Source organism: Pseudomonas sp. 22072, assembly GCF_052046095.1.
Lineage (GTDB): Bacteria > Pseudomonadota > Gammaproteobacteria > Pseudomonadales > Pseudomonadaceae > Aquipseudomonas > Aquipseudomonas paracarnis.
In genome coordinates, this window is record NZ_JBQEQE010000018.1 from 1 (window position 1) to 24,477 (window position 24,477).

At 59.4% G+C, this 24,477-nt stretch carries 20 protein-coding genes; 7 read left to right on the plus strand and 13 right to left on the minus strand.

From position 1 onward, the window contains the following. Positions 1–230 precede the first annotated feature (230 nt). Both zapE and ACTJLA_RS18600 read left to right on the plus strand, forming a co-directional pair. Positions 231–1,337, plus strand: a complete 1,107-nt coding sequence (gene zapE, locus ACTJLA_RS18595) for a cell division protein ZapE (protein ID WP_314544010.1) — start codon at positions 231–233, stop codon at positions 1,335–1,337. Positions 1,338–1,502: 165 nt separating this feature from the next. Further along, entirely contained in the window at positions 1,503–1,994 is a 492-nt protein-coding gene (locus ACTJLA_RS18600) for a GNAT family N-acetyltransferase (protein ID WP_034127723.1), read from the plus strand. 101 nt (positions 1,995–2,095) lie between these two features. Here ACTJLA_RS18600 and ACTJLA_RS18605 read toward each other — a convergent pair whose 3' ends face one another. The 4 genes from ACTJLA_RS18605 to ACTJLA_RS18620 form a co-directional block, all read right to left on the minus strand. After that, positions 2,096–2,308, minus strand: coding sequence for a hypothetical protein (locus tag ACTJLA_RS18605; RefSeq protein WP_034127722.1), 213 nt, complete (start codon positions 2,306–2,308; stop codon positions 2,096–2,098). Positions 2,309–2,448: 140 nt separating this feature from the next. Then, entirely contained in the window at positions 2,449–4,686 is a 2,238-nt protein-coding gene (locus tag ACTJLA_RS18610) for a TonB-dependent siderophore receptor (RefSeq protein WP_054897792.1), read from the minus strand. A 128-nt stretch (positions 4,687–4,814) separates the two neighbouring features. After that, positions 4,815–6,557 carry a phosphoethanolamine transferase CptA gene (locus ACTJLA_RS18615; protein WP_314544004.1) on the minus strand — a complete coding sequence of 581 codons (1,743 nt, stop codon included), beginning with the start codon at positions 6,555–6,557 and terminating at the stop codon, positions 4,815–4,817. A gap of 157 nt (positions 6,558–6,714) precedes the next feature. Further along, positions 6,715–6,891: a DUF6026 family protein gene (locus tag ACTJLA_RS18620; protein WP_254914296.1), complete on the minus strand. Its 177-nt coding sequence runs from the start codon at positions 6,889–6,891 to the stop codon at positions 6,715–6,717. A 259-nt stretch (positions 6,892–7,150) separates the two neighbouring features. On the opposite strand from ACTJLA_RS18620, the gene gnd reads away from it, so the two are divergent. From gnd to ACTJLA_RS18635, 3 genes are read left to right on the plus strand one after another with little or no spacing between them, the layout of a single operon-like run. Then, positions 7,151–8,134, plus strand: a complete 984-nt coding sequence (gene gnd, locus ACTJLA_RS18625; protein ID WP_019817573.1) for a phosphogluconate dehydrogenase (NAD(+)-dependent, decarboxylating) — start codon at positions 7,151–7,153, stop codon at positions 8,132–8,134. Then, positions 8,131–9,654 (plus strand): glucose-6-phosphate dehydrogenase, encoded by a 1,524-nt coding sequence (gene zwf / locus ACTJLA_RS18630; protein WP_032892093.1) that lies wholly within the window; start codon positions 8,131–8,133, stop codon positions 9,652–9,654. The genes gnd and zwf overlap by 4 nt, the downstream gene beginning before the upstream one ends. After that, a complete protein-coding gene (locus ACTJLA_RS18635; protein ID WP_314543992.1) occupies positions 9,651–10,475 on the plus strand; it encodes an HAD family hydrolase in 825 nt (274 codons plus the stop codon). Before zwf ends, ACTJLA_RS18635 begins: the two co-directional genes overlap by 4 nt. A gap of 66 nt (positions 10,476–10,541) precedes the next feature. On the opposite strand, the gene ACTJLA_RS18640 is transcribed toward ACTJLA_RS18635, so the two are convergent. After that, the gene (locus ACTJLA_RS18640) at positions 10,542–10,802 is read right to left on the minus strand and encodes a hypothetical protein (protein WP_034127718.1); all 261 of its coding nucleotides are present in this window, start codon (positions 10,800–10,802) and stop codon (positions 10,542–10,544) included. Positions 10,803–11,146: 344 nt separating this feature from the next. Here ACTJLA_RS18640 and ACTJLA_RS18645 point away from each other — a divergent pair, with 344 nt between their 5' ends. Next, the gene (locus tag ACTJLA_RS18645) at positions 11,147–12,469 is read left to right on the plus strand and encodes a sigma-54 dependent transcriptional regulator (RefSeq protein ID WP_034127717.1); all 1,323 of its coding nucleotides are present in this window, start codon (positions 11,147–11,149) and stop codon (positions 12,467–12,469) included. A 362-nt stretch (positions 12,470–12,831) separates the two neighbouring features. Here ACTJLA_RS18645 and ACTJLA_RS18650 read toward each other — a convergent pair whose 3' ends face one another. The 7 genes from ACTJLA_RS18650 to ACTJLA_RS18680 form a co-directional block, all read right to left on the minus strand. Continuing rightward, positions 12,832–14,139, minus strand: coding sequence for a hypothetical protein (locus ACTJLA_RS18650; protein ID WP_034127716.1), 1,308 nt, complete (start codon positions 14,137–14,139; stop codon positions 12,832–12,834). 49 nt (positions 14,140–14,188) lie between these two features. Next, positions 14,189–14,932: a hypothetical protein gene (locus ACTJLA_RS18655; RefSeq protein WP_314543988.1), complete on the minus strand. Its 744-nt coding sequence runs from the start codon at positions 14,930–14,932 to the stop codon at positions 14,189–14,191. A 37-nt stretch (positions 14,933–14,969) separates the two neighbouring features. Beyond that, positions 14,970–15,650 carry a C39 family peptidase gene (locus tag ACTJLA_RS18660; RefSeq protein WP_019817800.1) on the minus strand — a complete coding sequence of 227 codons (681 nt, stop codon included), beginning with the start codon at positions 15,648–15,650 and terminating at the stop codon, positions 14,970–14,972. A 61-nt stretch (positions 15,651–15,711) separates the two neighbouring features. Further along, positions 15,712–16,446, minus strand: a complete 735-nt coding sequence (locus tag ACTJLA_RS18665) for a hypothetical protein (RefSeq protein WP_003190893.1) — start codon at positions 16,444–16,446, stop codon at positions 15,712–15,714. Positions 16,447–16,514: 68 nt separating this feature from the next. Next, positions 16,515–17,066 (minus strand): adhesin, encoded by a 552-nt coding sequence (locus ACTJLA_RS18670; protein ID WP_314543985.1) that lies wholly within the window; start codon positions 17,064–17,066, stop codon positions 16,515–16,517. Continuing rightward, positions 17,066–17,524, minus strand: coding sequence for a hypothetical protein (locus tag ACTJLA_RS18675; protein ID WP_034127713.1), 459 nt, complete (start codon positions 17,522–17,524; stop codon positions 17,066–17,068). Before ACTJLA_RS18675 ends, ACTJLA_RS18670 begins: the two co-directional genes overlap by 1 nt. Before the next feature lie 314 nt (positions 17,525–17,838). After that, complete coding sequence (locus tag ACTJLA_RS18680; protein ID WP_054897481.1) at positions 17,839–18,837, minus strand: FecR family protein; 999 nt, start codon at positions 18,835–18,837, stop codon at positions 17,839–17,841. A 148-nt stretch (positions 18,838–18,985) separates the two neighbouring features. Between ACTJLA_RS18680 and ACTJLA_RS18685 the strand changes: the two genes are divergently transcribed. Further along, positions 18,986–19,255 (plus strand): PepSY domain-containing protein, encoded by a 270-nt coding sequence (locus ACTJLA_RS18685; RefSeq protein WP_034127711.1) that lies wholly within the window; start codon positions 18,986–18,988, stop codon positions 19,253–19,255. A 19-nt stretch (positions 19,256–19,274) separates the two neighbouring features. Here the strand turns inward: ACTJLA_RS18685 and ACTJLA_RS18690 are convergent, their stop codons facing one another. Beyond that, entirely contained in the window at positions 19,275–24,425 is a 5,151-nt protein-coding gene (locus tag ACTJLA_RS18690) for a dermonecrotic toxin domain-containing protein (protein ID WP_440841838.1), read from the minus strand. Positions 24,426–24,477 lie beyond the last annotated feature (52 nt).

Sequence of the window (24,477 nt, forward strand, 5' to 3'; positions counted from 1 at the left end):
AACCGGCATCCCTGCCGGTTTACCCCCCAAATCCCTGTCGAATTCCGGCCAGCGTGGTTTAACGGGGCGCTTAAGATCAAAAGCAGATCAAGAGCAAGATCAAGAGCGGCTCGCTTCGCATCGTGGTTACCGTCTACCGCTATAGCGTTGTGCAAATACTCATCCTCGCCTCAGGCAAACAGGCCAAGATTTCGCGCCTGGACAGCTCTGCGTCCGTCATACTGGCAAGCATGACTTTCGACTCGCCTCTCGCCGCTTACCAACATGCCATCGCCCAGCCAGGTTTCGTCGCCGACGACGCCCAGCGCCGGGCGGTACAAGCCTTGCAAACCTGTCACGAGGCCTTGCATCAAGGGCGTTCGTCGATTGCCGGCGTTTACCTCTGGGGGCCGGTGGGGCGTGGCAAGACCTGGTTGATGGACCAGTTCTACCAAAGCTTGCGCGTGCCTGCGCGGCGCCAGCATTTTCACCACTTCATGGCGTGGGTGCACCAGCGCTTATTCCAGCTCACGGGGACCCAGGACCCCTTGCAGGCGTTGGCCAGGGAGCTGAGCCAGGCGGTGCGCGTGCTGTGCTTCGATGAATTGTTTGTGAATGATATCGGTGACGCGATCATTCTCGGCCGCCTGTTCCAAGTGATGTTCGAAGAGGGTGTGGTGATGGTGTGCACGTCCAACCAGCCGCCCGACCAGTTGTATGCCGGTGGCTTCAACCGTGAGCGTTTCCTGCCGGGTATCGACGCGCTCAAGCAGCATATGCAGGTGGTGGCCGTGGACGGTGGCGAAGATCATCGCTTGCATCCCGGCGTGGGCATGCAGCGCTATTGGGTGAATCAGCCCGAGGCACTGGCGGCGGTGTTCCGACAGTTGAGCCAAGGCCAAACCGTGACCAGCGGGGTGGTAAGCGTAGGGTACCGCACCATCATGACGGTGCAGGCCAGTGACACCGTGCTTTGGTGTCGCTATGCCGACCTGTGTGAGCAGCCCCTGGCCGCGATGGATTTCATGCTGTTATGTGATCGCTTCCACGCCATCCTGCTAGGAAACGTCCCCAACCTCAGTGCACAGAAACGCCCGGGCCGGATTGCGCGTGGCACTGAGGACAGCGCCGAGCGCGTAGTAGCCGGGGATCGAGAGTTGCCACAGTTGTCGGTGCATGACGACAGCGTACGGCGTTTTATCGCGTTAGTGGACGAATGCTACGACCGCAAAGTGCCACTCTTTATCGACGCCGAGGTGCCGTTGCACAGCCTGTACACCGAAGGCTACCTGGAGTTTCCTTTCCGCCGCACCCTGAGCCGTCTGCAAGAGATGCAGTTGGAACGCTTCGCCACCTAGGAAAAATCGCCGCTCCAAAGCTCTTTGCACGCTTTGATGCGCGCAACCTTCGCATTTTCTGTCAGCGATTTGTCGCTTATCTCCTTCATCTACTGCCGACTCCACGCTTACAATCGCAGCTCTCAAAGGGAAACGATTCCCTGGTTGTCGCTATCGAGGAAGGAAATGGACACCCCAGACATCCTGGTGCTGCAAGCCAGCTATACCAACGCCGTGCACGCCGACGCCATTGGCCTGTTGCTCAACCATTACGCTGAAGATCCGATGGGCGGCGGCCACAGCCTGCCAGCCGATCTCTTGCAGCAGTTGCCAGCCGAACTGGCCAAGCGCCCACACGCGTTCAGTGTGCTGGCGTTCGTCGGGGGGGAGCCAGCGGGATTGGTCAATTGTTTCGAGGGCTTTTCGACCTTCGCCTGCCGGCCCTTGGTCAACGTCCATGATGTGGTGGTGAAAGAGCAGTTTCGGGGGTTGGGGTTGAGTCAGAAGATGCTGCAAAAGGTCGAGGAAATCGCCCGGCAGCGCGGTTGCTGCAAGATTACCCTCGAAGTGCTGGAAGGCAATACTCTGGCGCAGGCGGCGTACCGCAAGTTTGGTTTTGACGACTCAGTGTTTGATCCGGCCCATGGGCGGATGTTGTTCTGGAATAAACCGTTGTAATAAATAACCGGCAAAAAAAAGGCGCCATTAAATGGCGCCCAATAAACCTTTGCCAACGGAGCAGAATGGCGCAGGGTGCTACGGATTAAGTAAGCATTAACTCAGCTGTTCGGTTGCGCCTGTTCAACCGTGTCGGCCTTGACCGACTTGCCATCGGCGCTGGCAACTTGTTGCTCAGCCTTGCCGTGGGTTTTTTCCTGAATGAAGCTGAAGTTGTTGTAGAACTCCTTGGAGCGCTCTGCGCCGCCCTCTGCAAAGGCAGCGGCAGAGGTCAGGGTCATCAGGCTGGCCAGCATCAAGGTCGAGAGTTTCATAGTTGTATTCCCATTAAAGTGATAGGTGTCTGGTCGCTTCGTGATCAGATCATGGAGCGACTATGGCGTTATCTTATTAAGTGGGAATTAACGGGAGAGGCCGTTGAAGTTAACAGTTTTGTTAACTTCCACGTGCGAGGCTATAACTTCCAATCCAACGCCAGCGTGACGGAACGCGGCTCGCCCCAATACACCCCGTTATAAAAACCAACGCGCTCGTAATATTTCTTATCAAAGAGATTATTCACGTTGACCGACGCCGAAACCTGTTCGTCGAATTGGTAGCGCGACATCAGGTTGACCACGGTGTAGCCCTGTTGCGTGATTTTCGCCCGTGTGGTTATTGGCCGGCCTTCGCTGTTGCGCTGCCCGGTCGGGCGGTTGCTGAAGTCGTAGGTTTCGCTCTGCCAGTTCACGGCGCCGCCCACCGTCAGTTTGCGCCAGGCGCCCGGCAGGCGATAGGCGCTGGAGATCTTCACCAGGTTCAAGGGTTGGCTGGTGTTGTTGCGTTTGTCAGAGCCATTGACCGAATGGGTGTAGGTGTAGCCGGCGGACAGGTTCCAGTCCGGCGTGATTTCACCGGCGGCTTCCAGCTCGAAGCCGTTGACCTTGTTACCTTTGCCGCCGGATTTGTAGTACTCCTCTCCCGTGACTGGGTTGGGCGGGACTGAGTCATCCCGCTCGGCGACGTTGTCCTGGGTACTCCAGAAGTACGCGGCGGCCAGGTTCAAACGCTCGTTCAGCACACTGCCCTTGAGGCCCACTTCGTAGTTACTGCCGACCACGGGCTCCAGGTACTTCTTGTTGGCATCACGGTAGTCCTGGGGTTTGAAGATGTCGGTATAGCTGGCGTAGACGGTGTACTGCGGCGTGATGTCGTAGAGCAGGCCGGCGTAGGGCGTCCACATATCATTGTGGGTCTGGCTGGTTTTGCCCGAAGCGGTCAGTTGGTCGTTGGCATCGTATTTGGGCTCTGCGCTTTCCAGCTCCCAACTGCCGTAACGGCTGCCCAGTACGGCGTGCAAGCGGTCCGTGAGGCTCAGCCTTGTGGCCAGGTAACCGGCTTTCTGTTGTTTCTTGCTGTGCTCGCCTTTCAGATCGGTCACCTGGTCGGTGAACTTGCTGATGCCGCCCATATGCTTCCAGTCCTGAATGGGGTAGTAGCTGGCTGGCAGGTCGCTGCGCATGAAGGGCGAGACATCCCGTTGTGCGGCTTCGCCATAGCCCATCATCAGCGCGTGTTCGCGGCCCAGCAGCGTGTAGCTGCCGGCCAGGTTGAGGTCGATGGCCTCCATGCGCGAAGTGCCGCGCATATGGCTGGCCCAAGCCGTCATGCCGCTGCGGTCGGGGTTGGGGAAACCGGCGCCGCCGTAATACACCTTGCCATCGGTGTCGCTCTGGCGATGGGTATAGGCGGCCTTCAGGTGCCAGTCGCCGCCGAGCCGATGGTCGAGGGTGGCGAAGGTGGTCTTGTCGGTCAGCGGCCAGGAACTCCAGTGCGCCGCCATGTTGGTGGAGCGGGGTAGCCTGGCCTTGCCGCCCTGGCTGTTCCAGTAGGGCACGGTGCCCCAAGACGTGCCTTGCACCTGTTTGTCCTGGTAATCAAAGCCTGCGGCCAGCACGGTATCGTCGGAAAGGTCAGCCTCGAGAATGCCGTAGCCCACCGCCCGCTGCAGCCCATAGTTGTCACGAAAAGACTTGCTGTCGCGGTAAGCCAGCACGCTACGCCCGCGCAGTTTGCCGTCGAACGCCAGCGGGCCGCCCACGTCAACGTAGCTGTAGTAGTTGTCATGGCTGGCGCCACTGATGCCGGTCTTGGCCTGCCACTGGGCGGTAGGGCGCTTGCGCACCATGTTGACGGTGGCCGAAGGGTCGCCTGCGCCCGTGGTCAGGCCCGTCGCGCCGCGCACTACTTCGATGCGGTCGTAGATGATGGTGTCGGCGTCGGTCTTCATGTAGCCGAAAGTGTTGAGCATCCCGTCAACCTGGAAGTTGCTGATGCCATAGCCTCGGGCGGAGTAGTAGACACGATCGGAGTCGTAATGCTGAACGTTGACGCCCGTGGTCTGGCGCAACACATCCGTCAGGGTATTGAGATTGAAGTCGTCCATCTGCTGGCGTGTGATCACCGAGATCGATTGCGGGGTTTCCTTGACGGAGAGGTTCAGCCGCGTGGCGGTGCTCATCGAGCCAGTAGTGTAGGCGCCGGTGTGCTCGGTGGTGGCGCCCAGGCCGTCGGCGCTGATGGTGGTCGCGCCCAGTTCCAGGGCTTTGGCGGGGGCTGTATCGGGGGCGGGGTCGGCCCGCGAATCCGGGCTCAGCGCCAGGCTGAACAGGCCGAGGGTGAAGGTCATGGAACGGGTGAAGGGCGCAAACATCGCTGCAGACTCCTTGTCGTCTTTGATACCTCCCCAGGCGGGGAGGGCTTGGTTCAAAGACGAAAGGAACTGCGGAACTTTAGGCTCAAACGAGAATGATTGTTATCTTTCTGTTACAAGGCCCTGGCTTACTTGGCCACCACTTCGGCGCCGTCGGCCTTCTTGGGCTTGATCAGGCTGAAGTCGATCAGTGCCTTCTGCTTGGTCTCGTAAGGGTTGCCGATCAACAGGGGGCGTGGCTTGAAGCTGTCGCTCACCAGGCTCTTGCTGTGGTCCAGCTCATCGAAACTCAAGCCTGCCATGTCGGCCCAGGTGTGGATCAACTGCGAACTGCTGTAAGGCCGCTGCAAGTCGCCGGCGAAGCTCCAGTCGTGACTTTCGCGCCATTTTGGCGAGGCGTAGGCCATGAACGGGATGGTGTACATCGGCGCGGTCGGCTTGCCTTCGTTACGGCCCAAAGTGTCGTGGCCGGCCGAGTCGAACACGTCTTCGCCGTGGTCCGAGAGGTACAGCAAAAAGCCGTTGGGGTCGGTCTTTGCGTAGTCCTTGATCAGGCTGGAGACTACGAAGTCGTTGTACAGCACCGCGTTGTCATAGCTGTTATAGGTCGGCAACTGCGCATCGCTGACACCCGCCGGCACGCCCTGGCGGTCGGTGAACTTGTCGAAGGTCTGCGGGTAGCGGTACTGGTAGCTCATGTGGGTGCCCAGCAGGTGCACCACGATGAACTTGCGTTCGGCGGTATCGGCCAGGGCCTTGGAAAACGGCGCCAGTACATCGCCGTCGTACTGACGGGCGTTCTGGTTGCGGTTGTTGTTCAGGTACACCTGCTCGTCGGCCTGTTCGGAAAAGGTCGTGAGCATGGTGTTGCGTTTGGTCATGGTCTGCTGGTTGGTGATCCAGAAGGTCTTGTAGCCAGCCTGTTTCATCACGCTGACAATCGACGGTGTCTTGAGGTACAGGTCCGGGTTTTCTTCGTCAGCGAAGGTCAGCACCTGTTGCAGCGCTTCAATGGTGTAGGGGCGCGGGGTGATGACGTTATCGAACACGGCCAGTTGGTCGCGCAGCTTGTCCAGCTCCGGCGTGGTGTTGCGCGGGTAGCCGTAGAGGCTCATGCGCTGGCGGTTGGTCGACTCGCCGATGACCAAGACAAGTGTGGACGGCTGGCCGGCCATGCTGTCCTTGAGGTTGTTCAAGGGCGGGATCTTGCTTGCACTGGTGAGCATGCCTTGCATGTTGTCCAACTGCTCGGTGTAGCGACGATAGGCGACGATCATCTGCCAAGGCACGGCAGGCTCGATGCGGGTTTCGAAACGATCGATGGCCAATTCCATGGTTTCGCTGGTGGCGATCTGCTTGACCAGTGGGTAGCCCACCACCGCCAGGACGATGGCAATGGCTGCCACGATGGACTGGCCGCGAGGCAGATACACCGGGCGCAAGCGCGTCCACAGGAAGATGGCGAAGGCGGTGTGGGCAATGAACGCCAGCACGATCCACCAGGCAAAGTATTGGGTGGCGTATTCGCCGGCTTCAGAGATGTTCGACTCGAACATGATGAAGATGACGCTCTGGGAGAATTCCTGCTGGTAAATGAAGAAATAACCCAGGCTCGCCATGGAGCAAGCCCACAGCACCACGCCGATCAAGGCGGCGAGCAGGCGCGTACGACGCGGGAACAGCAGCATCGGCGCCAGCCACAGCGCACTCATGAAGAAGGCCTGGCGGAAGCCACTGAAGCCGGAGGTGCCGGTCAGTTGGATAAGAAGTTGGGTAATACCCGAGAAATACCAGAAAAACAGGAATAACCAGCCAAAGCCGGCCCAATCAAAGCCTTTCGCAGTCGTCGTGCTGCGTTTGAACATCGCCATCCAGCGCCCCATCAGAAAAAGATTGTCGCGCGCAGGCGCGCAACATCGGGCCGCCCAGGAAGTGAGCGGCATCGCGGAACGGGAGTATCAAGAGGGGAATGTGAAAACTTTGTGAGTTTTCTGTAGGTATTGCCTTACAACGCGTTCGGCACGGGCATCAGCACAGGGCTGGCTTGGCATCCGACGGCTGATCGAGATGGGCTTGAAGGTGCAAGCGCAGGCGCAGGACTTCCTGTTGCAACTGATCGCGCTCGTCTTTCAACTGGCGCAGTTCATCGCGACGGAGGGTGACGTAGAGGGTCTGTGGCGGACGGGTCATCTGTGCTGTGCTCATTGCTTACCTCGCAAATAGCCGGTAGATCGCGGTGCCAAAACAGGTTTCTGGCAACAGTCGGAAGCAAGTTTGAATTCTTTTTCGCAGCAAGGGAACTTTTTTATTTTTGGTGGTCTTGTGACTTTTGCCGGGGTGATGGTGAAACGATGGCAACTTTTTTGCCATGAAACTACACGGATCCGCTCTGGACTAACCCTCATTAGCCTCATTGCGCTATAAACTATGTCACACATTTTTTAGAAGTTAGGAGCATCAGCACATGCAACTGGGGATTATCGGACTAGGCCGCATGGGCGGTAACATTGCGCGGCGCCTGATGCTCAATGGGCATACCACCGTTGTATACGACCGTAACGAAGCCTTCGTCAAAGCCTTGAGCGAGGAGGGCGCCACCGGCGTCGCCGACTTGAAAGCGCTGGTGGCCGGCCTGCAAAAGCCCCGTGCTGTCTGGGTCATGTTGCCGGCGGGCGCGCCCACCGAAGACACTATCAACGCACTGAGCGAACTGCTGGAAGACGGCGATGTGATCATCGACGGCGGCAACACCAACTACAAGGACGACGTGCGTCGCGGCAAGGCCCTGGCTGAAAAGGGCCTGCACTATGTGGACGTGGGCACCTCGGGCGGCGTCTGGGGCCTGGAGCGTGGCTATTGCATGATGATCGGTGGCGACACCGAGACCGTGAATCGCCTCGACCCGATCTTCAAAAGCCTCGCGCCGGGCCTGGGTAACATTCCGCGCACCAAGGACCGTTCGGCCTCTGCCGACCCACGTGCCGAGCAGGGCTACATTCACGCCGGCCCAGCGGGTTCCGGGCACTTCGTCAAGATGATCCACAACGGCATCGAGTACGGGATGATGCAGGCGTTTGCCGAAGGTTTTGACATCCTCAAGACCAAGAACTCGGAAAACCTGCCGGAAGACCAGCGCTTTGACCTCAACGTTGGCGACATCGCCGAAGTCTGGCGTCGTGGCAGCGTGGTGTCGTCCTGGCTGTTGGACCTGACCGCCGACGCCCTGGCCACCGACCCGAAACTCGACGGCTACTCGGGCTCCGTGGCCGACAGCGGTGAAGGCCGTTGGACCATCGAAGCAGCCATGGAGCAGGCGGTGCCGGTTCCGGTGTTGTCGACCTCGCTGTTCGCGCGTTTCCGTTCCCGCCAGCAGAGCACCTACGGTGACAAAATGCTGTCTGCCATGCGCTTCGGCTTTGGCGGCCATGTGGAGACTTCCAAAAAATGACCGCCAACGGCAAGAAACCCAAGGCCGAACCTGCTCCACCCACCACATTGTTTCTGTTTGGCGCCCATGGCGACCTGGTCAAGCGCTTGCTCATGCCGGCGCTGTACAACCTCAGCCGTGACGGGTTGCTCGGTGATGGCCTGCGTATCGTCGGCGTTGATCACAACGCCATCAGCGATGCGGACTTTGCCAAGAAACTCGAGGACTTCATTCGTACCGAAGCCTCCAGCAAAGTCAGGGGCAATGCCGAGAACGCCCTCGACCCCGCGTTGTGGGCGCAACTGGCCAAGGGCATCAGCTACGTCGAGGGCGATTTCCTCGACGACAGCACCTATGCCGATATCGCCAGCAAGATCGCTGACAGCGGCACCGGCAATGCGGTGTTCTATCTCGCCACTGCACCGCGCTTCTTCAGTGAAGTGGTGCAGCGCCTGGGCAGTGCCGGTTTGTTGAATGAAACGGACGAGGGCTTTCGGCGCGTGGTTATCGAGAAGCCGTTCGGCTCCGACCTGGCCACCGCCGAGGCGCTCAACGCCTGCCTGCTCAAAGTGATGAGCGAGAAGCAGATCTACCGCATTGACCATTACCTGGGCAAGGAGACGGTGCAGAACATCCTGGTCAGCCGTTTCTCCAACGTGCTGTTCGAAGCGTTCTGGAACAACCACTACATCGATCACGTGCAAATTACTGCCGCTGAAACCGTCGGCGTTGAAACCCGGGGCAACTTCTTCGAGAAGACCGGCACACTGCGGGACATGGTGCCCAACCATCTGTTCCAACTGCTGGCAATGGTCGCCATGGAGCCGCCGGCAGCCTTTGGTGCCGACGCGGTTAGGGGTGAGAAGGCCAAAGTGGTCGGTGCGATCCGCCCCTGGTCGCTGGAAGATGCGCGGGCCAACTCCGTGCGCGGCCAATACACCGCCGGAGAAATCGCCGGCAAGCCATTGCCCGGCTATCGCGAAGAAGCCAACGTCGCGCCGGACAGCAGCACCGAGACGTTCGTCGCGCTAAAAGTGATGATTGATAACTGGCGTTGGGTCGGTGTGCCGTTTTACCTGCGTACCGGCAAGCGCATGAGCATCCGCGACACCGAGATCGTGATCTGCTTCAAGCAGGCGCCTTATGCACAATTTCGCGATACCGAAGTCGATGAACTCAAGCCCACTTACCTGAAAATCCAGATCCAGCCTAACGAAGGCATGTGGTTCGACCTGTTGGCCAAGCAGCCTGGGCCGACCCTGGAGATGGCCAATATCGAATTGGGCTTTGACTACAAGGACTTCTTCGAGATGCAGCCGTCGACGGGTTACGAAACCCTGATCTACGACTGCATGACCGGCGATCAGACCCTGTTCCAGCGCGCCGACAACATCGAGAACGGTTGGCGTGCGGTGCAGCCGTTCCTGGATGCGTGGAAGCAAGATGATGGTATCCAGGCCTACAAGGCCGGTGAAGATGGCCCGGCGGCGGCCGATGCCTTGCTGGCCCGCGATGGCCGCGCCTGGCATAGCCTCGGATGAGTGACGTGACGATTCATCCCGTCCGGTTTGTCCTCAGTGATGTGGACGGGACGCTATTGCATCCCGACCACAGCCTCAGCCAACGCACCGCCGATGCCATTCGCGCTATGCGCGAGGCTGGGGTGATTTTCAGCCTGGCCAGCGGGCGTCCGCCCAAGGCCATGCGGCATTTGATCGAGACCTTTGGCATCGATGTGCCGGTGGCTGGCTTTAATGGCGGTACGTTGGTCAACCCGGATGGCAGCATCCTGGTTGCTCATCATCTGCCGGCGGAAGCTGCACTCATCACCCTGGCGCTGTTTTCCGCCGAGCCGGACGTGGAAGTCTGGGTGTTTGCCTATGGCGACTGGCTGCGCCGTGATCCGCCCGGGCCCATGGTGCAGCGCGAAGCCGATGGCTTGGGCTATGGGCCGGTAGTGGTGGAGAGTTTCGAGCCTTACCTGGACAGGGTCGACAAGATCGTCGCCGCCAGCAACAACACCCAGTTGTTGGTGGAGCTGGAAGCGCAATTGCAGCCGAAAGTGCAGGGGTTGGCCCAGGTGTCGCGTTCGCAGCCGGTGTATCTGGACGTGACCGCGATGCTGGCCAACAAAGGCGAAGCCTTGAAAACCCTGGCTGAACACCTGGGCGTACCGCTTGCACAAACGGCTGCGATTGGAGACGGTGGCAATGACCCGGCGATGTTTCATGTGGCGGGGTTGTCGATCGCCATGGGCCAGGCCGAAGAAACCGTCAAGCGCCAGGCCAATGTGGTGACCGGCAGCAATGTCGAGGACGGCGCTGCCGAGGCGTTCGAACGCTTTATTCTCGCCGCACGTTAAGCGTGCAAGTATGACTGTACAACTTCCAGCTCAAGTTTTACTTGGGCTGGAAGTTGCTGCATTGCATTACTTTGGCATCGCCCAGTGTTGCAACTGGTGGCCATCTTTATCGAGCTCGGCACGGGCCTGCAATAGCAGGTTTTCAAGTTGGGCCGGGTCGGTATAGGCAGTCGACGGCAACTGTTTGCTGCCGATGCGGGTGTTGGTGCGGTCGATGACGCTCAGGCTGAGGGCGCCAACGCCATCGTGCCAGGCCACGCATTGAAAAGGCTGGAAGGCACGGTCTGCAATCAAAAGAGCTTCGTTGATGCGCAGCGGAGCGTTCATTTGGGTCTTCTCTCTGTATGCCCATTCAAGTGAGTACCGGCGGTTGGGCGGACCGTGCGGTGGGTTACTTGTACTGATGCACGATGGTGGGGTGCGGGTCACATGCTAGGGCAAGAAATTTTAACGTTCCCTGATTGACGTCATGTAAGCGGCTGTTTTGAAAGCGCAATAAACCTTTGACTGGCGAGCAACTTCTGGCGCGCTACGAAACAGGCATGGCTTTTTGCCCACGCTTATAGCGAAAGGGTACAAGGTAAGCGTCAAGATCTTGCTAGGGTTACCAACAGTCGACACAAACTGTTGTTTCTAAATAACTTTAACAATATTGGCGCCAAGGAACAGTCATGGTTGCGACACCCGCCCAACGCCGCTTACTGGTGGTCGACCCCTGTGACGATTGCCACGGGTTATTACCCGGCTTACGCACCGCCGGCTGGGAAGTGGACAGCTGTGCCTTGGAGGCGGTAGGTGAGCGCTCCTGCGATGTGGGCCTGCTGCGTTTGCAACGCGATCACTTGGAACGCCCTGAAGCGGTCAAGGAGTTGATTGGTCGCAGCGGCACCGAGTGGATCGCCGTGCTCAGCCAGGATGTACTGCGTTTGCAGAACGTCGGCGATTTTGTCTGCGAATGGTTTTTCGACTTTCACACCTTGCCCTTCGATGTATCCCGGGTGCAGGTGACCCTGGGCCGTGCGTTCGGCATGGCGCGCCTGCGTGGCAAGGGCTACGCCCCGGTGGATGAGCCCCATGAATTGCTGGGCGAAAGCCGTCCCATCCGAGAGTTGCGCAAATTGTTGTCCAAGTTGGCGCCTACTGAGTCCCCGGTGTTGATCCGCGGTGACAGCGGTACGGGCAAAGAGTTAGTGGCCAAGACTTTGCACCGCCAATCCCAGCGGCACGCCAAGCCGTTTGTCGCGATCAATTGCGGCGCCATCCCTGAACACCTGATCCAGTCCGAGTTGTTCGGCCACGAAAAAGGCGCGTTCACCGGCGCCCACCAGCGCAAGATCGGACGTATTGAAGCGGCCAACGGCGGCACCCTGTTCCTCGATGAAATTGGCGATCTGCCGATGGAGCTGCAAGCCAACCTGTTGCGCTTTCTTCAGGAAAAACACATCGAACGCGTTGGCGGCAGCCAGCCGATCCCGGTGGATGTACGCGTGTTGGCTGCCACCCACGTCAACCTCGAGGCCGCGGTGGAGAAGGGCGCTTTTCGCGAAGACCTGTATTACCGCCTGAATGTGCTGCAAGTGGTCACCGCGCCGTTGCGCGAACGCCATGGCGACGTGGCGATGCTGGCCAACCACTTTTCACGTTTCTACAGCCAGGAAACCGGACGGCGCCCGCGCAGTTTCAGCGAAGAGGCTTTGGTGGCGATGGGGCAACACCCGTGGCCGGGCAATGTGCGTGAACTGGCCAACCGCGTGCGGCGCGGCCTGGTGCTGGCCGAAGGGCGGCAGATCGAAGCGGTTGACCTGGGGCTGCAAGGCCAGCAAGTCATTTCGGCGCCGATGGCGACATTGGAAGACTACAAGCACCGTGCCGAACGTCAGGCGCTGTGCGATGTGCTCAACCGGCACAGCGACAACCTCAGTGTCGCGGCCCGCGTGCTGGGGATTTCCCGGCCGACGTTCTACCGGTTGCTGCACAAACACCAGATCCGCTAGGGCGGGTAAACCTAATGTGGGAACTGGCTTGCCTGCGAAGGCGGTGGTTCAGCTAGAGATTCAGTGACTGACACTCCGCTTTCGCGGGCAAGCCCGCTCCTACAGGTGATCTGTGCCAGGCGTTGATTCTGTGGGCAATACAGGGCCAATGTGGGAGCTGGCTTGCCTGGGAAAGCGGTGGTTCAGTTAGAGATTCAGTGACTGACACACCGCCTTCGCGGGCAAGCCCGCTCCCACAGGTGATCTGTGCCAGGCGTTGATTCTGTGGGCAATACAGGGCCAATGTGGGAGCTGGCTTGCCTGCGAGGGCGGGAGTGCAGTCACCGATGCAGCAACTGACATACCGCCCGCAGGCAAACCAATCAGAAGTAATACGGGAATTTCAGGCTGAACGTAAAGTCCGGTGCATCATCGGTCATCCCAATCGCCAGGTTCGGCACGATGGTCAGGTTATCCGAGGCGGCAATCGTCATACCCACGTTGAAGTAGCCCGCGTTGGCATCGCTGGACACCACCGATTGCCAGTCGCCGCCATCCGGCTTGAGTTTGCTCTTGCGCTGCACCAGGTCGGAAACCGAGAACGACATGCTCATCTTCTCGTTCAGGGCAAAGGCGACGCCGACCCCGAATTGGAAGCTGTCGCCCAGGCGCACCTTGCCTCCCACCTTCTGATTGACTTGACTGCTGATGTCATCGAACGAGTCTTCAAAGTTGTGGGTGTACGACAACGAACCGAACAGCACGGCCGGGTCGAAGGTCTTGACCAGGGAAATGCCCGGTGTGACCGACCAGACCCCGTTGCCCGTGGGCAGGCTTTCGGGCACGTAGAGGTTGTCGTTGTTCGGTTGCTGGACCAGTTTGATACCAAAAGGCTCCTTGCCCGTCGGTGCCTTGACGCGCACGGATACCACCGCGTCCGGCAAGGTCGAGGTTTCGTCGAGGAACTTGTACGCCACGCCAAAGTTGACATCGCCGATGGTCGGGTCACGGGTCACGGAACCTTCGGAGGTGGCGGTGGCGTCGTTGCCGGCGCCGCCCGACTGGTAGGTGGACTCGCGGTACACCACCGGCACGTTCAGGTCGAACTGCCAGCGGTTGTCGACGTTGTAGCGCCCGGTAAGGTCCAGGGTCCAGCTGTCGGATTTGATCCGGTCCAGGTTGATGTTGCCGAGAAAAATCGAGTCCAGCGCCAGGAAACCATTGAGCGTCAACTGGCGCGCGTCATAACGGGCATAGGTGATGCCGGTTTCCACGCTGAACTTGCCATTGCCGAAAAAGCCGCTGGCCTCGTTGTACAGGTTGCTCACACTTTGCGCAGGGGCCGAGTCGTCCTTGAGGGACTGGCCGTAGGAGCTGCCACCCCCGCCAGCGCCACCGGATGCCGCGGCTGCGCCCGTACCACTAGCCGCGACAGTGTTAGCGCCGTTCTTGAAGTCAGCCGGTGATTTGGCCAGGCGTCTGGGGGCGGGCGTTGCCGGTTGGTCCTCGACCTGGCGCACACGCTGCTCCAGCACGGCCAAGGCTTTTTGCTGCACGTCGTAGCGTTGCTTGAGTTCCAGGAGTTCCTTCTTCAGGGTTTCGATGTCAGCGTCTGGCGCGGCATACAGCACGGATGCGGGCAAGAGCGTACTCAAACAAACCACCGCACGTAGCGATAACGATCGATGCATGAAATAAGCCGTCCTTTTCTAATGCGTAAGTGTCGAGGGTCAGCGTAGTTCAATAACCGAGCGTGCGTAGGCCTTTGAGTTGATCCAGATTGCAGTTCAACGCGGCGTTATTCAGCCCGTTATTGTTCATCACGACATTGATCTGGGTGATGTTTCTGACAAGGTTGCTATCGCCGGTCAATACCGTGCCCTGCAGCACATTCCCCGCGCCGATCTGTTGCAGGCTGTTGCCCTGGTTGTGATTGGCCTGGATGGCCATCTGCACGCCGCCACTGTTGGCCGATACGCTGACACGGCCCGCGGCGCTGTCCCCGGTCACTGTGCCGCCCGCCACCAGCACCTGGCCGGACTGCAGGTTATTGGCGGGGGTAACCCCATTTTCGACGTTGATGCCCACATTGTTGTAGGCGGCGTTGCCATCGCCGGCGGCGCGTACACTTTGGGTCACGCCCTGGCCGCTGCCGAGGCCGGCACCACCGACCACATTTCCGGTGCCCATGTTGGGGCGCGTGCCGGTACCGGTCGAGCCGGTGGTTTGCACGTAGAACTGTGGGGTAATGGTGGTCTTGTCGATGTGCATGTTGGCCGTGCCGGTGATGTTGTCACCGACGGCATTGGTCCAGGTGCTGCTCATGACAATGCCAAAGCTGATGATGCGCCCCGGCATCACGTAACGGCCACGCAGCTCGGCCATTTCGGCGTCCTTGAGTTCGATGGGCTTGAACCCCGAGGACGCATAAGCAGGCATTGAGGCGGCCAGACACAAGACCGTCAGCCAACGGGAAGTGTTCATCTGCTGCTCCTGGGGCGTCCTGCCCCTTATTGCGCTTCTAGAAGAAGTCGCTCTGGATAAAACCGAAATCCATCAGCTCGGCATCGCCCACAGGCCGGAACTCATTCATCTGGCTCTTGGCGGTCAGCGGCAGGGGCGGGTCGAGCAAGACGTTGGCCTTGTCGTAACCCTCGCCCAGTACGGCGAAGACAATGCCATTCCAGCCTTTGACGAAATCGTCATGGGAATAGCGCTTGTGGCCCAATACGGGGTCACCGATGTACACCCAGTCCTTGTCGGCCCGTTGCAACACCACGAAGTGCTTGTAGCCGCGGATTTCCAGCAGCACCACCACGGGGATTTTCACGGTCAACAGGGTCTCGGGCGCGATCTTGTAGCCCCGGGCACGCATGCCGATGCTTTCGAGGTAGCGCTTCATATCCAGCATGGAAAAGCCCTGGGTTCGTACCAGGTCCTGGTCGGCAGTGACCAGCATGCCTTTGATGATGTGTGCTTCGTCGACGTCCAGCCAATAGGCCTGGCGCAGGATGGTGGCAAGTGCCGCGGCACCGCAGCTGAAATCGGTTTTCTGTTCCACCAGGTTGGCGAACCGGCGCTCGCGAATGCTCTCCACCTTCTTGAAAATCACCGCACCGCCGGGCATGGCGGAAATCGCCATGGTGCCTGCCCAGGTCGTGCCGGTGAGTAACATCAGGAGGGTGAGGGTCGCGATACGCATGATCGAATGACCTGTTGGACACTGGAATAAAAAAGGGCCTTGTCGCCAAGGCCCCGTTGGATCAGAAGCGCACGCCGCTGGCGCAGACGCTGCAACCTTGGCCGATCGACAGGCTGTTGCTGCCTTGGTTGCCCGCACCGGATTGCAGGTTGACACCTACGTTGCCGGAGTTGCGGTTAACCGAGTTGTCGAGGCTTGCGTTGTTGGACACGTACTGAGGCTTGCCATAACCATGGCTGCTGGCGGCCGTGTTCAGGTAGCTGTTGTTGAGCGAGTTCTGCTCGGTGTTGGAGGCCGCTGCGATGTTCTTGCCGTCAGCGGTGGTGATGGCCAGGTTGTTTTTACCCTGGTTGCCCTGGCCGGCCTGGCCGTTGTAACCCACGTTGCCGGAGTTGCCGGTGATGGAGCCGTCCAGAGAGGCGTTATTTTGCGTGCCTTTGTTGACGAAGTTGTTATGCGAGCTGCCTTGGTCGACATCAATCACGGCAAACACGGTGGCGAAGTCGCCTTTGGCACTGGAGATGGCGCCGGCGTTGTCAGCCTGGTTTCCGGAACCTGATTGTGCGTTGACCCCGACATTACCGCTGTTGCTATTTACCGAGTTGTCGGCTGATGCATTGTTCTCGGTGTTGGTGTCATCGAATTTGTTGTGTTCGCTTTTTTGCACATCGGTGACGACAGCGGCCACGGTACCGGTGGGTTGTGGGGTTGGATGCCAGCCACCCGCTTGAGCAGCAGCAGCCATGAGTGCGGCGAGAGCGAAAACCATTGGTTTCAGAGCCATTTGAGGTTTCATGGTGTTTCTCCTTGCTTCTAATTAGTTGGTTAAGTGTTGGTACGGTCTAACGAACGTCTACCAAGCGGTTACTTGATAGTGATGCCCAGGGTGTTAGCCACTCGGTTCCCCACCCCGGCACTCTGGTTCACCTGTGTCACTCCTCGGCTGCCGGTGAAGGCCTGGTCGCTGGTCACGACCTGGCGGCTGCCAGTGGTGGGGGTGAGCCCTGAGTCGGTTGCCAGCGTCGTCGTGTTCTGTTGCAACAGGACGCTGTCATCGATGCTCTGCGGGCCAGGGTTGAGGCTGATCCGCACAGCGTTGATGGATTGGTTATTGGCCCCGGCAGACTGGTTGATGCCCAGCACACCGTTGCCACTGCTGAATGAGTTGCCCTGGATCGCGGCCTTGGCGTTCAGGGACGGGTCGACCTTGCCGTCGACGCGCTGGATGTCGAGGTTGGTGGCCTGGCCACCGAGCGCGATGGCGCGGCTGTTGGACATTTGCTGCCCCGTGCCGGCGGCCTGGTTGATCGACAGCACACCGTCGTACTGCTGGCCGCTGTGGTTGATCACGGCAGTGTTGTCGGCCATTGCCGAGGCGCTGCCCAGCAGGGCGAATATCAACAGGGCGCGCTTCATCACTTGCCCCCCATCATGCTGCCGAGGTTGTTGAGCGGCGCCATGCCACGCTGGACCGAGTCGCTGATCTGCCCGCCCATGCCGCCGCCGCTGCCCGCACCGTGGCCGGCCGCTGCGCCAGCGCCAAGTGTCGACATGCTGTTTTGGGTGGCGCCCAGGCCCGACAAGCTGCCATTGGGCTGAAGGGTGCGGGCGAGGCTGGAACCACTGCTGATGCCGCCGATGTCCCTGTCACTGAGTTCGCCGGTCAGGGCGCTGTTGATCTCTTTGCTGGGGTTGGCGTTGGCGGTATTGGGGTAGGGGTCGGGCAGGGAGGTGCGCCCGTACATGTGGCCCTGCACCGTACGCCCGGTCACGATCACACCGTCACCCGCCTGGCTCGTCAGGCTGACACCTGCACTGAGCACGCAACCGATCAGCAGTACGTTTATCGACGAGGTGTGTGTGAGTGTGTTCACGGCGGCAGTCCTTATTCTTAACGCTGACCCTAAACAGCGTTGTCAGGGAAAGAGCAGAAGGCGTGCCGCTTTTTATTAGATGTTGATATTCAAGGGGTTGGGATTAAGTCGGGGCAAAGTGATGGCAACTCTGTTTCAGCGTTGAAACAGTCCTGAGCGCTTGAGATATGCCTGTGCTCGCCTCACGCCGTCTCAGCCATGTAACACTGCCTGTGACAGAACCATGAATCCGCATACGGCGGGCGATGCAGGTGAGGGAGGTGTTTCAAAAATGGACACCCGCGGCCCAAACGTACCGCTTGGCGCGAGCGGGCTCAGCCCTTGGGGGTTTTACGCGGAATGGAATTGAGCACGGGGTTGCCGTCCTGGTTTTGGGTCAGGTAGACCGGCAACACCTTGGGCAGGGAGGGCACGAGGTTGTTGACCTCGTTGATGTTATAGATACCGCCGACGCGAATCGCACCGGTACTGGCGTCTGCAAGCATCACCGGCTTTTTCAGGTAGCGGTTGATCAGGGGCAAGGCGTCCGTGAGGGTCAGGTTGTCGAGCACCAGCTTGCCCTGGCGCCATGCCAGCGCGGTGTCATCGGGATTGATAGCGGCGACCTGCGGGGTGGCGTCACCCTGGCGGAAACTGGCTTGCATGCCTGGGCTAAGCGGCACACTGGCATGCTCGCCGTCGCTGGAGATTTGCACCGAGCCCTCCAGTAACATCACCCGCACCTGATCTTCATATTCCCAGACATTGAACTGCGTGCCGGTCACTCGCACCTGGCCTTCGCCGGCCCGCACGATAAACGGGTGGTTGCTGTCGTGCGTGACGTTGAAGAACGCTTCGCCCTTTTTCAGGGTGACACGGCGCTGGTCCTTGTAATGGCTGTAGACCAATTCGGTACCCAGGTTCAACTCCACTTGGCTGCCATCGCCCAAGGTGACTTTTTTCAAGCCATTGGCTGCTTCGAACCGTTCATATGAGCTGGGCAACCAGCCCGCTTCCCAGCCGGTGAAGGCGGCAAGCGGCAATGCCGCCAGGCACACCGCTGCGGCCACCGCGTAGGTGCGCAAGCGGCGGGCCGGCTTCTTGATTGGGACCACCACCGCCTCAGGCTTGTCGCGGGGCAGGTGGTCGGCCACGTCCCAGATTTCGAGCATGGCTGCATATTCGAAGGCGTGCAGCGGATGGCCATCGTGCCACTGGGTAAAAGCCTGACGTTCGTCCGCCGTGCAATCTGCAGCATGCAGGCGCATGCACCAATGCGCGGCGGCGTCGGTGATGGCGTCATATTCGGTTTCTGAAAGGGGCTTTTCGCTCATTAACTCATCCTGATTTCCCACATTCTAACCTCCCAAGGTAGACGGCGAGAACCGCATCATGGCGATTGCACATCAATTGGAACTTATTCTTGTTTGTGTGCGCCTAAAAAATCAGGAATTAACCTGTCGTCCACTATGGAGTACGAAAATGTTCAAGAAAACCTTGATCGCCCTGTGTGCTACTTCCGCGCTGTTGAGCGCTGGCGCCGCCATGGCCGACAAGCCGGGTGCAGGCTGGATCACCATTGAGAAAGCCATCGAGGTGGCGAAAACCAAGGCCGGCTACATTGAGGTCTACGCCGCTGAAGCGGATGACAATGGCTATTGGGAAGTCAAAGGTCGCAAGTCCGATGGCATCGTGTATGAGGCGCGCATCGACGGCGCTTCCGGTAACGTGCTGCGTGACCAGAAAGACTGATGCACTCGCCGGGGGCCGTTCAGGCCGCCGGCTCCAACTGGCGGCCAAGATGGGTGATCAGGTACGTCACCGAGTCGGCGTTGGCCAGGATGGTGTCAATACGCTTATCAGGGACTGACATGAAAATGATCCTCGCGTCCTGCAGGGTCTTGGCGCCAGTAGCCTTGAAAATTTTCTTTTCAATTGCAGAACCAGGCTTAAAGTCTTCCCACAATTCGGTGAGGCTGTCTTGAGTCTTGAACAGCATCGTTGCAGGCGTCATCGTCGATAACGCGGTGCTGCGCAAATCTTCCAGGGTGGTTTTAAGCACTTCGGCGCCGGGCCTTGCGACATTGATCAAGTCTGGGAAGGGTCGCATGCTGTCCAGGTAGGCAATGTCCACGGTGTCGAGCTTCAAGTGCGATAATTCGTGAATCAGCGTGCTGGCCCTGGCGTGCGTCGATATGTTGAACGCCACATTCTCCAGCAGACGGTTCTGGTAGACGTCCAGATTGGGGTCGAAGAATCGGCTCAGCAGATACAGCTTGCGTTCTCTGTCGGCGGGAATCATGAATGCATAATCCGACGCCGGATCCTGTCGGCTGGTGCCCGCGACAAAGCGCATGGAGTTCGGACCGGTCAAGCTGGGGTCGGTGAGTTCATCGATGATCTCGTCGATTATTTTTGTGACTCTCAAGACCTGGTCCGGGGTCAGTGTGACGACACCAAACATTTCCCCTAAAAATCGCCCAACCCGGCTGTCGGGGTCGCGTTGTACAGCAAATTGCGCAACGTTGCGGCGGCAGTTCAGCGCGTAATAAGTCGCAAAGTTCAACGCTTCAGTGATGGCTTGGGCTTTCCAATAGGTCAACGCGCCAATATCGCGGATACCGACCGCTTCAATGTTGATATCCCGTACTTCATTGCGCCACGTCTTGAGGTACGACTGAGCCCTGCCGAAGCGCGGCTCCCGGCCGCCCAGCTCCAGTACCCATATGCTCTGCGCATTACGGCCGATGTACGGCCCCACCTGCTCGTCGTTGGCGAGGCGCCAGTGTTGTGCGGCTTTCTTGACGCTATACACCTTGCCGGCCAGCGGCACGTAGTATTTCGAGTTTTCCTGGTCTTCATACACCTGGCTGAGCGTGCTCTTTTTCAGGTCTTGCAACGCCACGTCCTGTGCCTCGAACGGTTGCAGCCGGGTGCGCGAAGGGCAGGTGACATGCCAGGTGGCGAGGGTGGTGGCTGCGGGCAGTGACTCATCTGTCAGCTCGGCCAGCGAGCGCTCCTTTTCAGTGGGTGGGGCAATGGCGGTGCCGTCCAACGCACTGCGCAGGGCGGCCATTTGCGCCACGCCCCTGACGAAATCCTTGAATGCAGCCTTCCACTGGTGTAGCTGCAAGGCTTCGGCCGAGCGCTTGAACAAGGTGTAGCTGCGCCATACCACCAGCGGGTAGGCGAGTTTGCCGGCCATGAACTGCACTGCCGTCGGGATGTCCTTGCCGAACAGACGCGTTGCGTGATCCCACAGGGTCTTGGCGCCTTCTTCGAATTGGCTGCCCAGCACCTTGAGCAACATCAATGTGTTTTCACTGAACAGGTAATGCAGCACATTGCCCGTCACTGCCGAAGCGGCCAGGCGGATATCGGGCGGGCTATGCTGGTTGTTTTTCAGCAAGTGGCGGTAAGTGGCCTGGTGCGGATCTTCCAGGTGCATAAGCACCCAGTCCTGCAGGGCGCCTGGCCCTTGTATCTCATCCAGCAAGGCCGTTTCATCCGCGTATTCCTTGAACACATGCTGTTCGCTGTAGGGCGCGTAGAGCACCCATGGACCCTCGCCGGGAAGCTGCGGGCCGATCAGGTACACGCCCAACACCTTGGCGGTACTGGCGCCTTCGGTGGCGATCAGCTCCAGCGGTCGAATCGTCGCCGTGGACCCGCTGAGTGAAGCTCGGGCCACGGCGTCCGGCATATCGAAAATCTGCTGGACCAGGCTCAAGGCTCGCGTGGAAAGCCGCTCCTGCAACCTCTGCTCGTGGGCGTGTTGCAGCGCTTGCCACGGCAACTGACGGCAAAACAGACGTCTGCGTTGGCGTGCATCATCGGTTTGCGCCTCAAGGTGGCTTCGCACCTGTTGCTGATAAGCGCTTTTGAGATCCAGCTGGCGCACCATTTGTATCACGGCACTTGCGTCCAGGGCTTGCGGTAATGGCTTTGCCGTGCGTGAACGCGGGCGGATGTGTTGAACGGTCAGATCTGGCCAGTGCCGCAACGCAAAGTCGGTCAGGTTGTCGACATTCACATCGAGCACTGCACCGGTGGGGATCAGGATGTGATCGGGGTTGAGCGCCTGGCCGGGAAAGCGCGCCTCAAGCAGCGCCATCAGCGTGGTGAAGGCATAAGCACGCAGGGGTTGGATGTCATGCAGGTAGTCGTGTTCATCGTCGGCGTTGTTGCAGTATTGCTCCAGAAGCTCGGCCTGGTGGATTTGGTCCTGGGCCGGCGCCATCCCCAGCCACAGTGGCAGTGCCTGCTGGTTGACCATGGCATCGGCCAGTGTGATTGCCCTGCCAAGGTTAGTGGGCGGAGGCTGTTCGATGACGGCGTCCAACCGGTCCTGCAAGGCACGGGCGCGCAGGCCCATGGATTGCAGGTGATCCACGCCTTCCATGACCGCGTCGTTGTAGCTGTCTACTCGGTCATTCAACAGGTCCTGATCAATACGTTGCAGCGGGCCCTGGCTAAATGCCTGATGGGGCTCGCGCAAGCAGAACGGCAGATTCTCCAGCAGGCTCAAGCTGTTGAGTGGGTGCGCCAGGCGCTGGGTGATTTCATCGCGCAGGGCGTTGATCGAGGCAAAGACTTCGTAGCCCAGGCGCGGGGTCCAGAGCAGCGCCTGGCCCGAGCGCTGCGGGTCGATACCGCCGCGCTCAGTGATCACGAACGTATTGGCCAGCGGTTGTGGCGTATCGACGGCGTTCAAGTCCAACGTCAAGCCATAGGCATCCGGCAAAAATCCGTTAAGGCCATGGCGTGTCAAGCGCGACAGACTGTCGGGCTGAAATAGCGTGTCGAGAATGGCCTGGCTTGTGGGCGCCAGGGTTTTATCCAGCGACCTCAGCTCGGCTTCGCTGCGTAACCCTACCAGCATCGAGTGGGCGTGTTTGGCGTGAGTCTTGACGAGAAACTCATGGGGTTGCTGGCGCATGGCGTGCTTGGAAAACAGCAGCAGGACGCGCTCGATGACGGTGTTGAACGTCTTGAGCGTCATGCTTGGCAATTGCATGAAGACATTGCCTTCGCCCCGTGTATAGAACTTCGTCCTGGACGAGAAGGGCACCGCAGGCGCCTCTTGGGCCAGGCGTTCAATGAAGTGCTCAAGCATGCTCAATGACTGCACTGCCGGACGCTCTTCACGCTCCTGGGCACGCGTGGCGTAGGTATTGATATACACCTCCTCGGCTTTGACTGGCTGTTGCTGCAGTTGCAGTTCAGCGTTGAGCGTGTCAGCGACGATGCTACGTAAGGTCGGGTGATGCGCGCGCTCCATCGCCAGCGCACGCTCAATCGCCCGCAGGTTCTGAAGCTGCAGCCGGGCGCGCTCGGCCTTGACGGTCGAAGGGCGGCCATTACCGCGGGTGACCGGATGCAAGGTCCAGCGCCCGTTGGTCTCCAGTGTGGCCAGTTGATTGTCCAGCAAGGCACGTACGTCCAGGGCACTGTCGAGCAGGGCTGCGAGGTCCACTTGGCCATCGCTGCGCCGGTAGATTTCCAGGGCGTGGTTAAGGTTCTCCGTTTGCTTGCGCGCAATGTCTTGTACCAAGGTCACGAACACATTGCCGGGTATCGGCCTTGCCGCGACGGCGATCGGGTCCAGGCCGAGCAGCGTGTCGCGCTCATCCAATGAGAGGAAGTTGAGCCATTCGTCCTCGTAGCCTTCGGCCTTGAGCATGCTCAATAACAGGTCTTTGAGGTCGTCGAGGTTTTCCAGCACCTGTAACCCGCGCGATTGGGTGTAGAGGTACGCGTGGTGCTCGGTGATCATCAAGGTGCTCGCCGGTTCAACGTAATGTTGATGGGGGGCATAAAGGCGCACCTTTTCCACGCTGAGGTTTTCGGCATGGGCGCTGCGGGCGCTGCGGGCGCTTTGGTCGCTGAGGAGCAGGGCCTGAAATGCGTGGCTTTCCTCGGCGGTAATAATCTCGCCCTGGCGCTTGAGCAACACATCGAGGCGAAACTTCTGCGCCACGACCTGGGCAAAAAAATCCACGCGCGAGGTGCCGCTGTCGATATCTTCATTCCAGTAGGTCTGCAGCAGGCTTTCCAACAGCTTCGAGAAAGTACTGGAGCTTTGTTCGATCAAGGCTTCCCAACGCTGGTGATCTTCTTCCCGTTCGGAGGCAGTGAAGCCAGTGGTGTCATGTTTTGGGTTCGAGTATTCGCGTGTCTGCCCTTTGGGCCACCCATGGCGCACATAAAATTGCAGCAGCGCTTCGCTCAAGGTCAGCGAGTTGACCCAACGTGGCGTTGCTTGCTCAGCTTCGCGGGTGAAGACATTGACCCGTGTGTCCCGTTGATCCAGGTGTTTGAAATGGGGGCGGGCCATGACGCTCAGCAGCGTGTCGAGCATGTCAGGCAAGGTCGGGGTTTTTTGCAGGTGGTCGAGCATGGCCTTGACGTTATCCAGCTGGCAGGCCTGGAGCATGCGTGCTTGCTCCGGCATGACTTCACCCTCGATGAGCTGAGTGGTCAACACCATGGGCGTGTCAGCGCCCAGCGCATTGCGTTGGTCCATCGACAGGTAGCTCAGCAAAGGGGCGCTCTGCAGTGGGTCTTCCAATTGCTCGATCAACTCGCTCAGCAGGGCGGCGTGGCTGTCATAGACCTGTATGCCGTTATCCGGGGTGTAGAGCAACGCCTTGGCGGCGTCGGGTGTCGGGCTGATCGCGAACGCGCCGGCAAGGGGGATGGGGGGCTTGCCGGAAATGTTGATCAGGACCTTTTCAACGCGCATGGGGTGATCGTGCCGGCTTGTGTCCTGCCGAGACTCGTCGGTAGCCAGGTAAAGGTTGTACAGCCAGTCAAGGTCTTTGGCGGTGAGCCCTAGCGTGCGTTCACGAGCGGTGGGCGAGGCTTTGCCTTGGGGTTTGAGAAACTCAGGGAAGAAATACGGGGGGGTTAAGCGAACCACAGCCTGTCTCCGGCGTGCCAGGAAAAGCACAGGGTAGGCAGGCGCCCGTGGT

Excerpts from the sequence above, each read along its gene's own strand:
- zapE (WP_314544010.1), top strand. The coding sequence starts at position 231 with ATGACTTTCGACTCGCCTCTCGCCGCTTACCAACATGCCATCGCCCAG.
- ACTJLA_RS18600 (WP_034127723.1), top strand. The coding sequence starts at position 1,503 with ATGGACACCCCAGACATCCTGGTGCTGCAAGCCAGCTATACCAACGCC.
- ACTJLA_RS18605 (WP_034127722.1), bottom strand. The coding sequence starts at position 2,308 with ATGAAACTCTCGACCTTGATGCTGGCCAGCCTGATGACCCTGACCTCT.
- ACTJLA_RS18610 (WP_054897792.1), bottom strand. The coding sequence starts at position 4,686 with ATGTTTGCGCCCTTCACCCGTTCCATGACCTTCACCCTCGGCCTGTTC.
- ACTJLA_RS18615 (WP_314544004.1), bottom strand. The coding sequence starts at position 6,557 with ATGGCGATGTTCAAACGCAGCACGACGACTGCGAAAGGCTTTGATTGG.
- ACTJLA_RS18620 (WP_254914296.1), bottom strand. The coding sequence starts at position 6,891 with ATGAGCACAGCACAGATGACCCGTCCGCCACAGACCCTCTACGTCACC.
- gnd (WP_019817573.1), top strand. The coding sequence starts at position 7,151 with ATGCAACTGGGGATTATCGGACTAGGCCGCATGGGCGGTAACATTGCG.
- zwf (WP_032892093.1), top strand. The coding sequence starts at position 8,131 with ATGACCGCCAACGGCAAGAAACCCAAGGCCGAACCTGCTCCACCCACC.
- ACTJLA_RS18635 (WP_314543992.1), top strand. The coding sequence starts at position 9,651 with ATGAGTGACGTGACGATTCATCCCGTCCGGTTTGTCCTCAGTGATGTG.
- ACTJLA_RS18640 (WP_034127718.1), bottom strand. The coding sequence starts at position 10,802 with ATGAACGCTCCGCTGCGCATCAACGAAGCTCTTTTGATTGCAGACCGT.
- ACTJLA_RS18645 (WP_034127717.1), top strand. The coding sequence starts at position 11,147 with ATGGTTGCGACACCCGCCCAACGCCGCTTACTGGTGGTCGACCCCTGT.
- ACTJLA_RS18650 (WP_034127716.1), bottom strand. The coding sequence starts at position 14,139 with ATGCATCGATCGTTATCGCTACGTGCGGTGGTTTGTTTGAGTACGCTC.
- ACTJLA_RS18655 (WP_314543988.1), bottom strand. The coding sequence starts at position 14,932 with ATGAACACTTCCCGTTGGCTGACGGTCTTGTGTCTGGCCGCCTCAATG.
- ACTJLA_RS18660 (WP_019817800.1), bottom strand. The coding sequence starts at position 15,650 with ATGCGTATCGCGACCCTCACCCTCCTGATGTTACTCACCGGCACGACC.
- ACTJLA_RS18665 (WP_003190893.1), bottom strand. The coding sequence starts at position 16,446 with ATGAAACCTCAAATGGCTCTGAAACCAATGGTTTTCGCTCTCGCCGCA.
- ACTJLA_RS18670 (WP_314543985.1), bottom strand. The coding sequence starts at position 17,066 with ATGAAGCGCGCCCTGTTGATATTCGCCCTGCTGGGCAGCGCCTCGGCA.
- ACTJLA_RS18680 (WP_054897481.1), bottom strand. The coding sequence starts at position 18,837 with ATGAGCGAAAAGCCCCTTTCAGAAACCGAATATGACGCCATCACCGAC.
- ACTJLA_RS18685 (WP_034127711.1), top strand. The coding sequence starts at position 18,986 with ATGTTCAAGAAAACCTTGATCGCCCTGTGTGCTACTTCCGCGCTGTTG.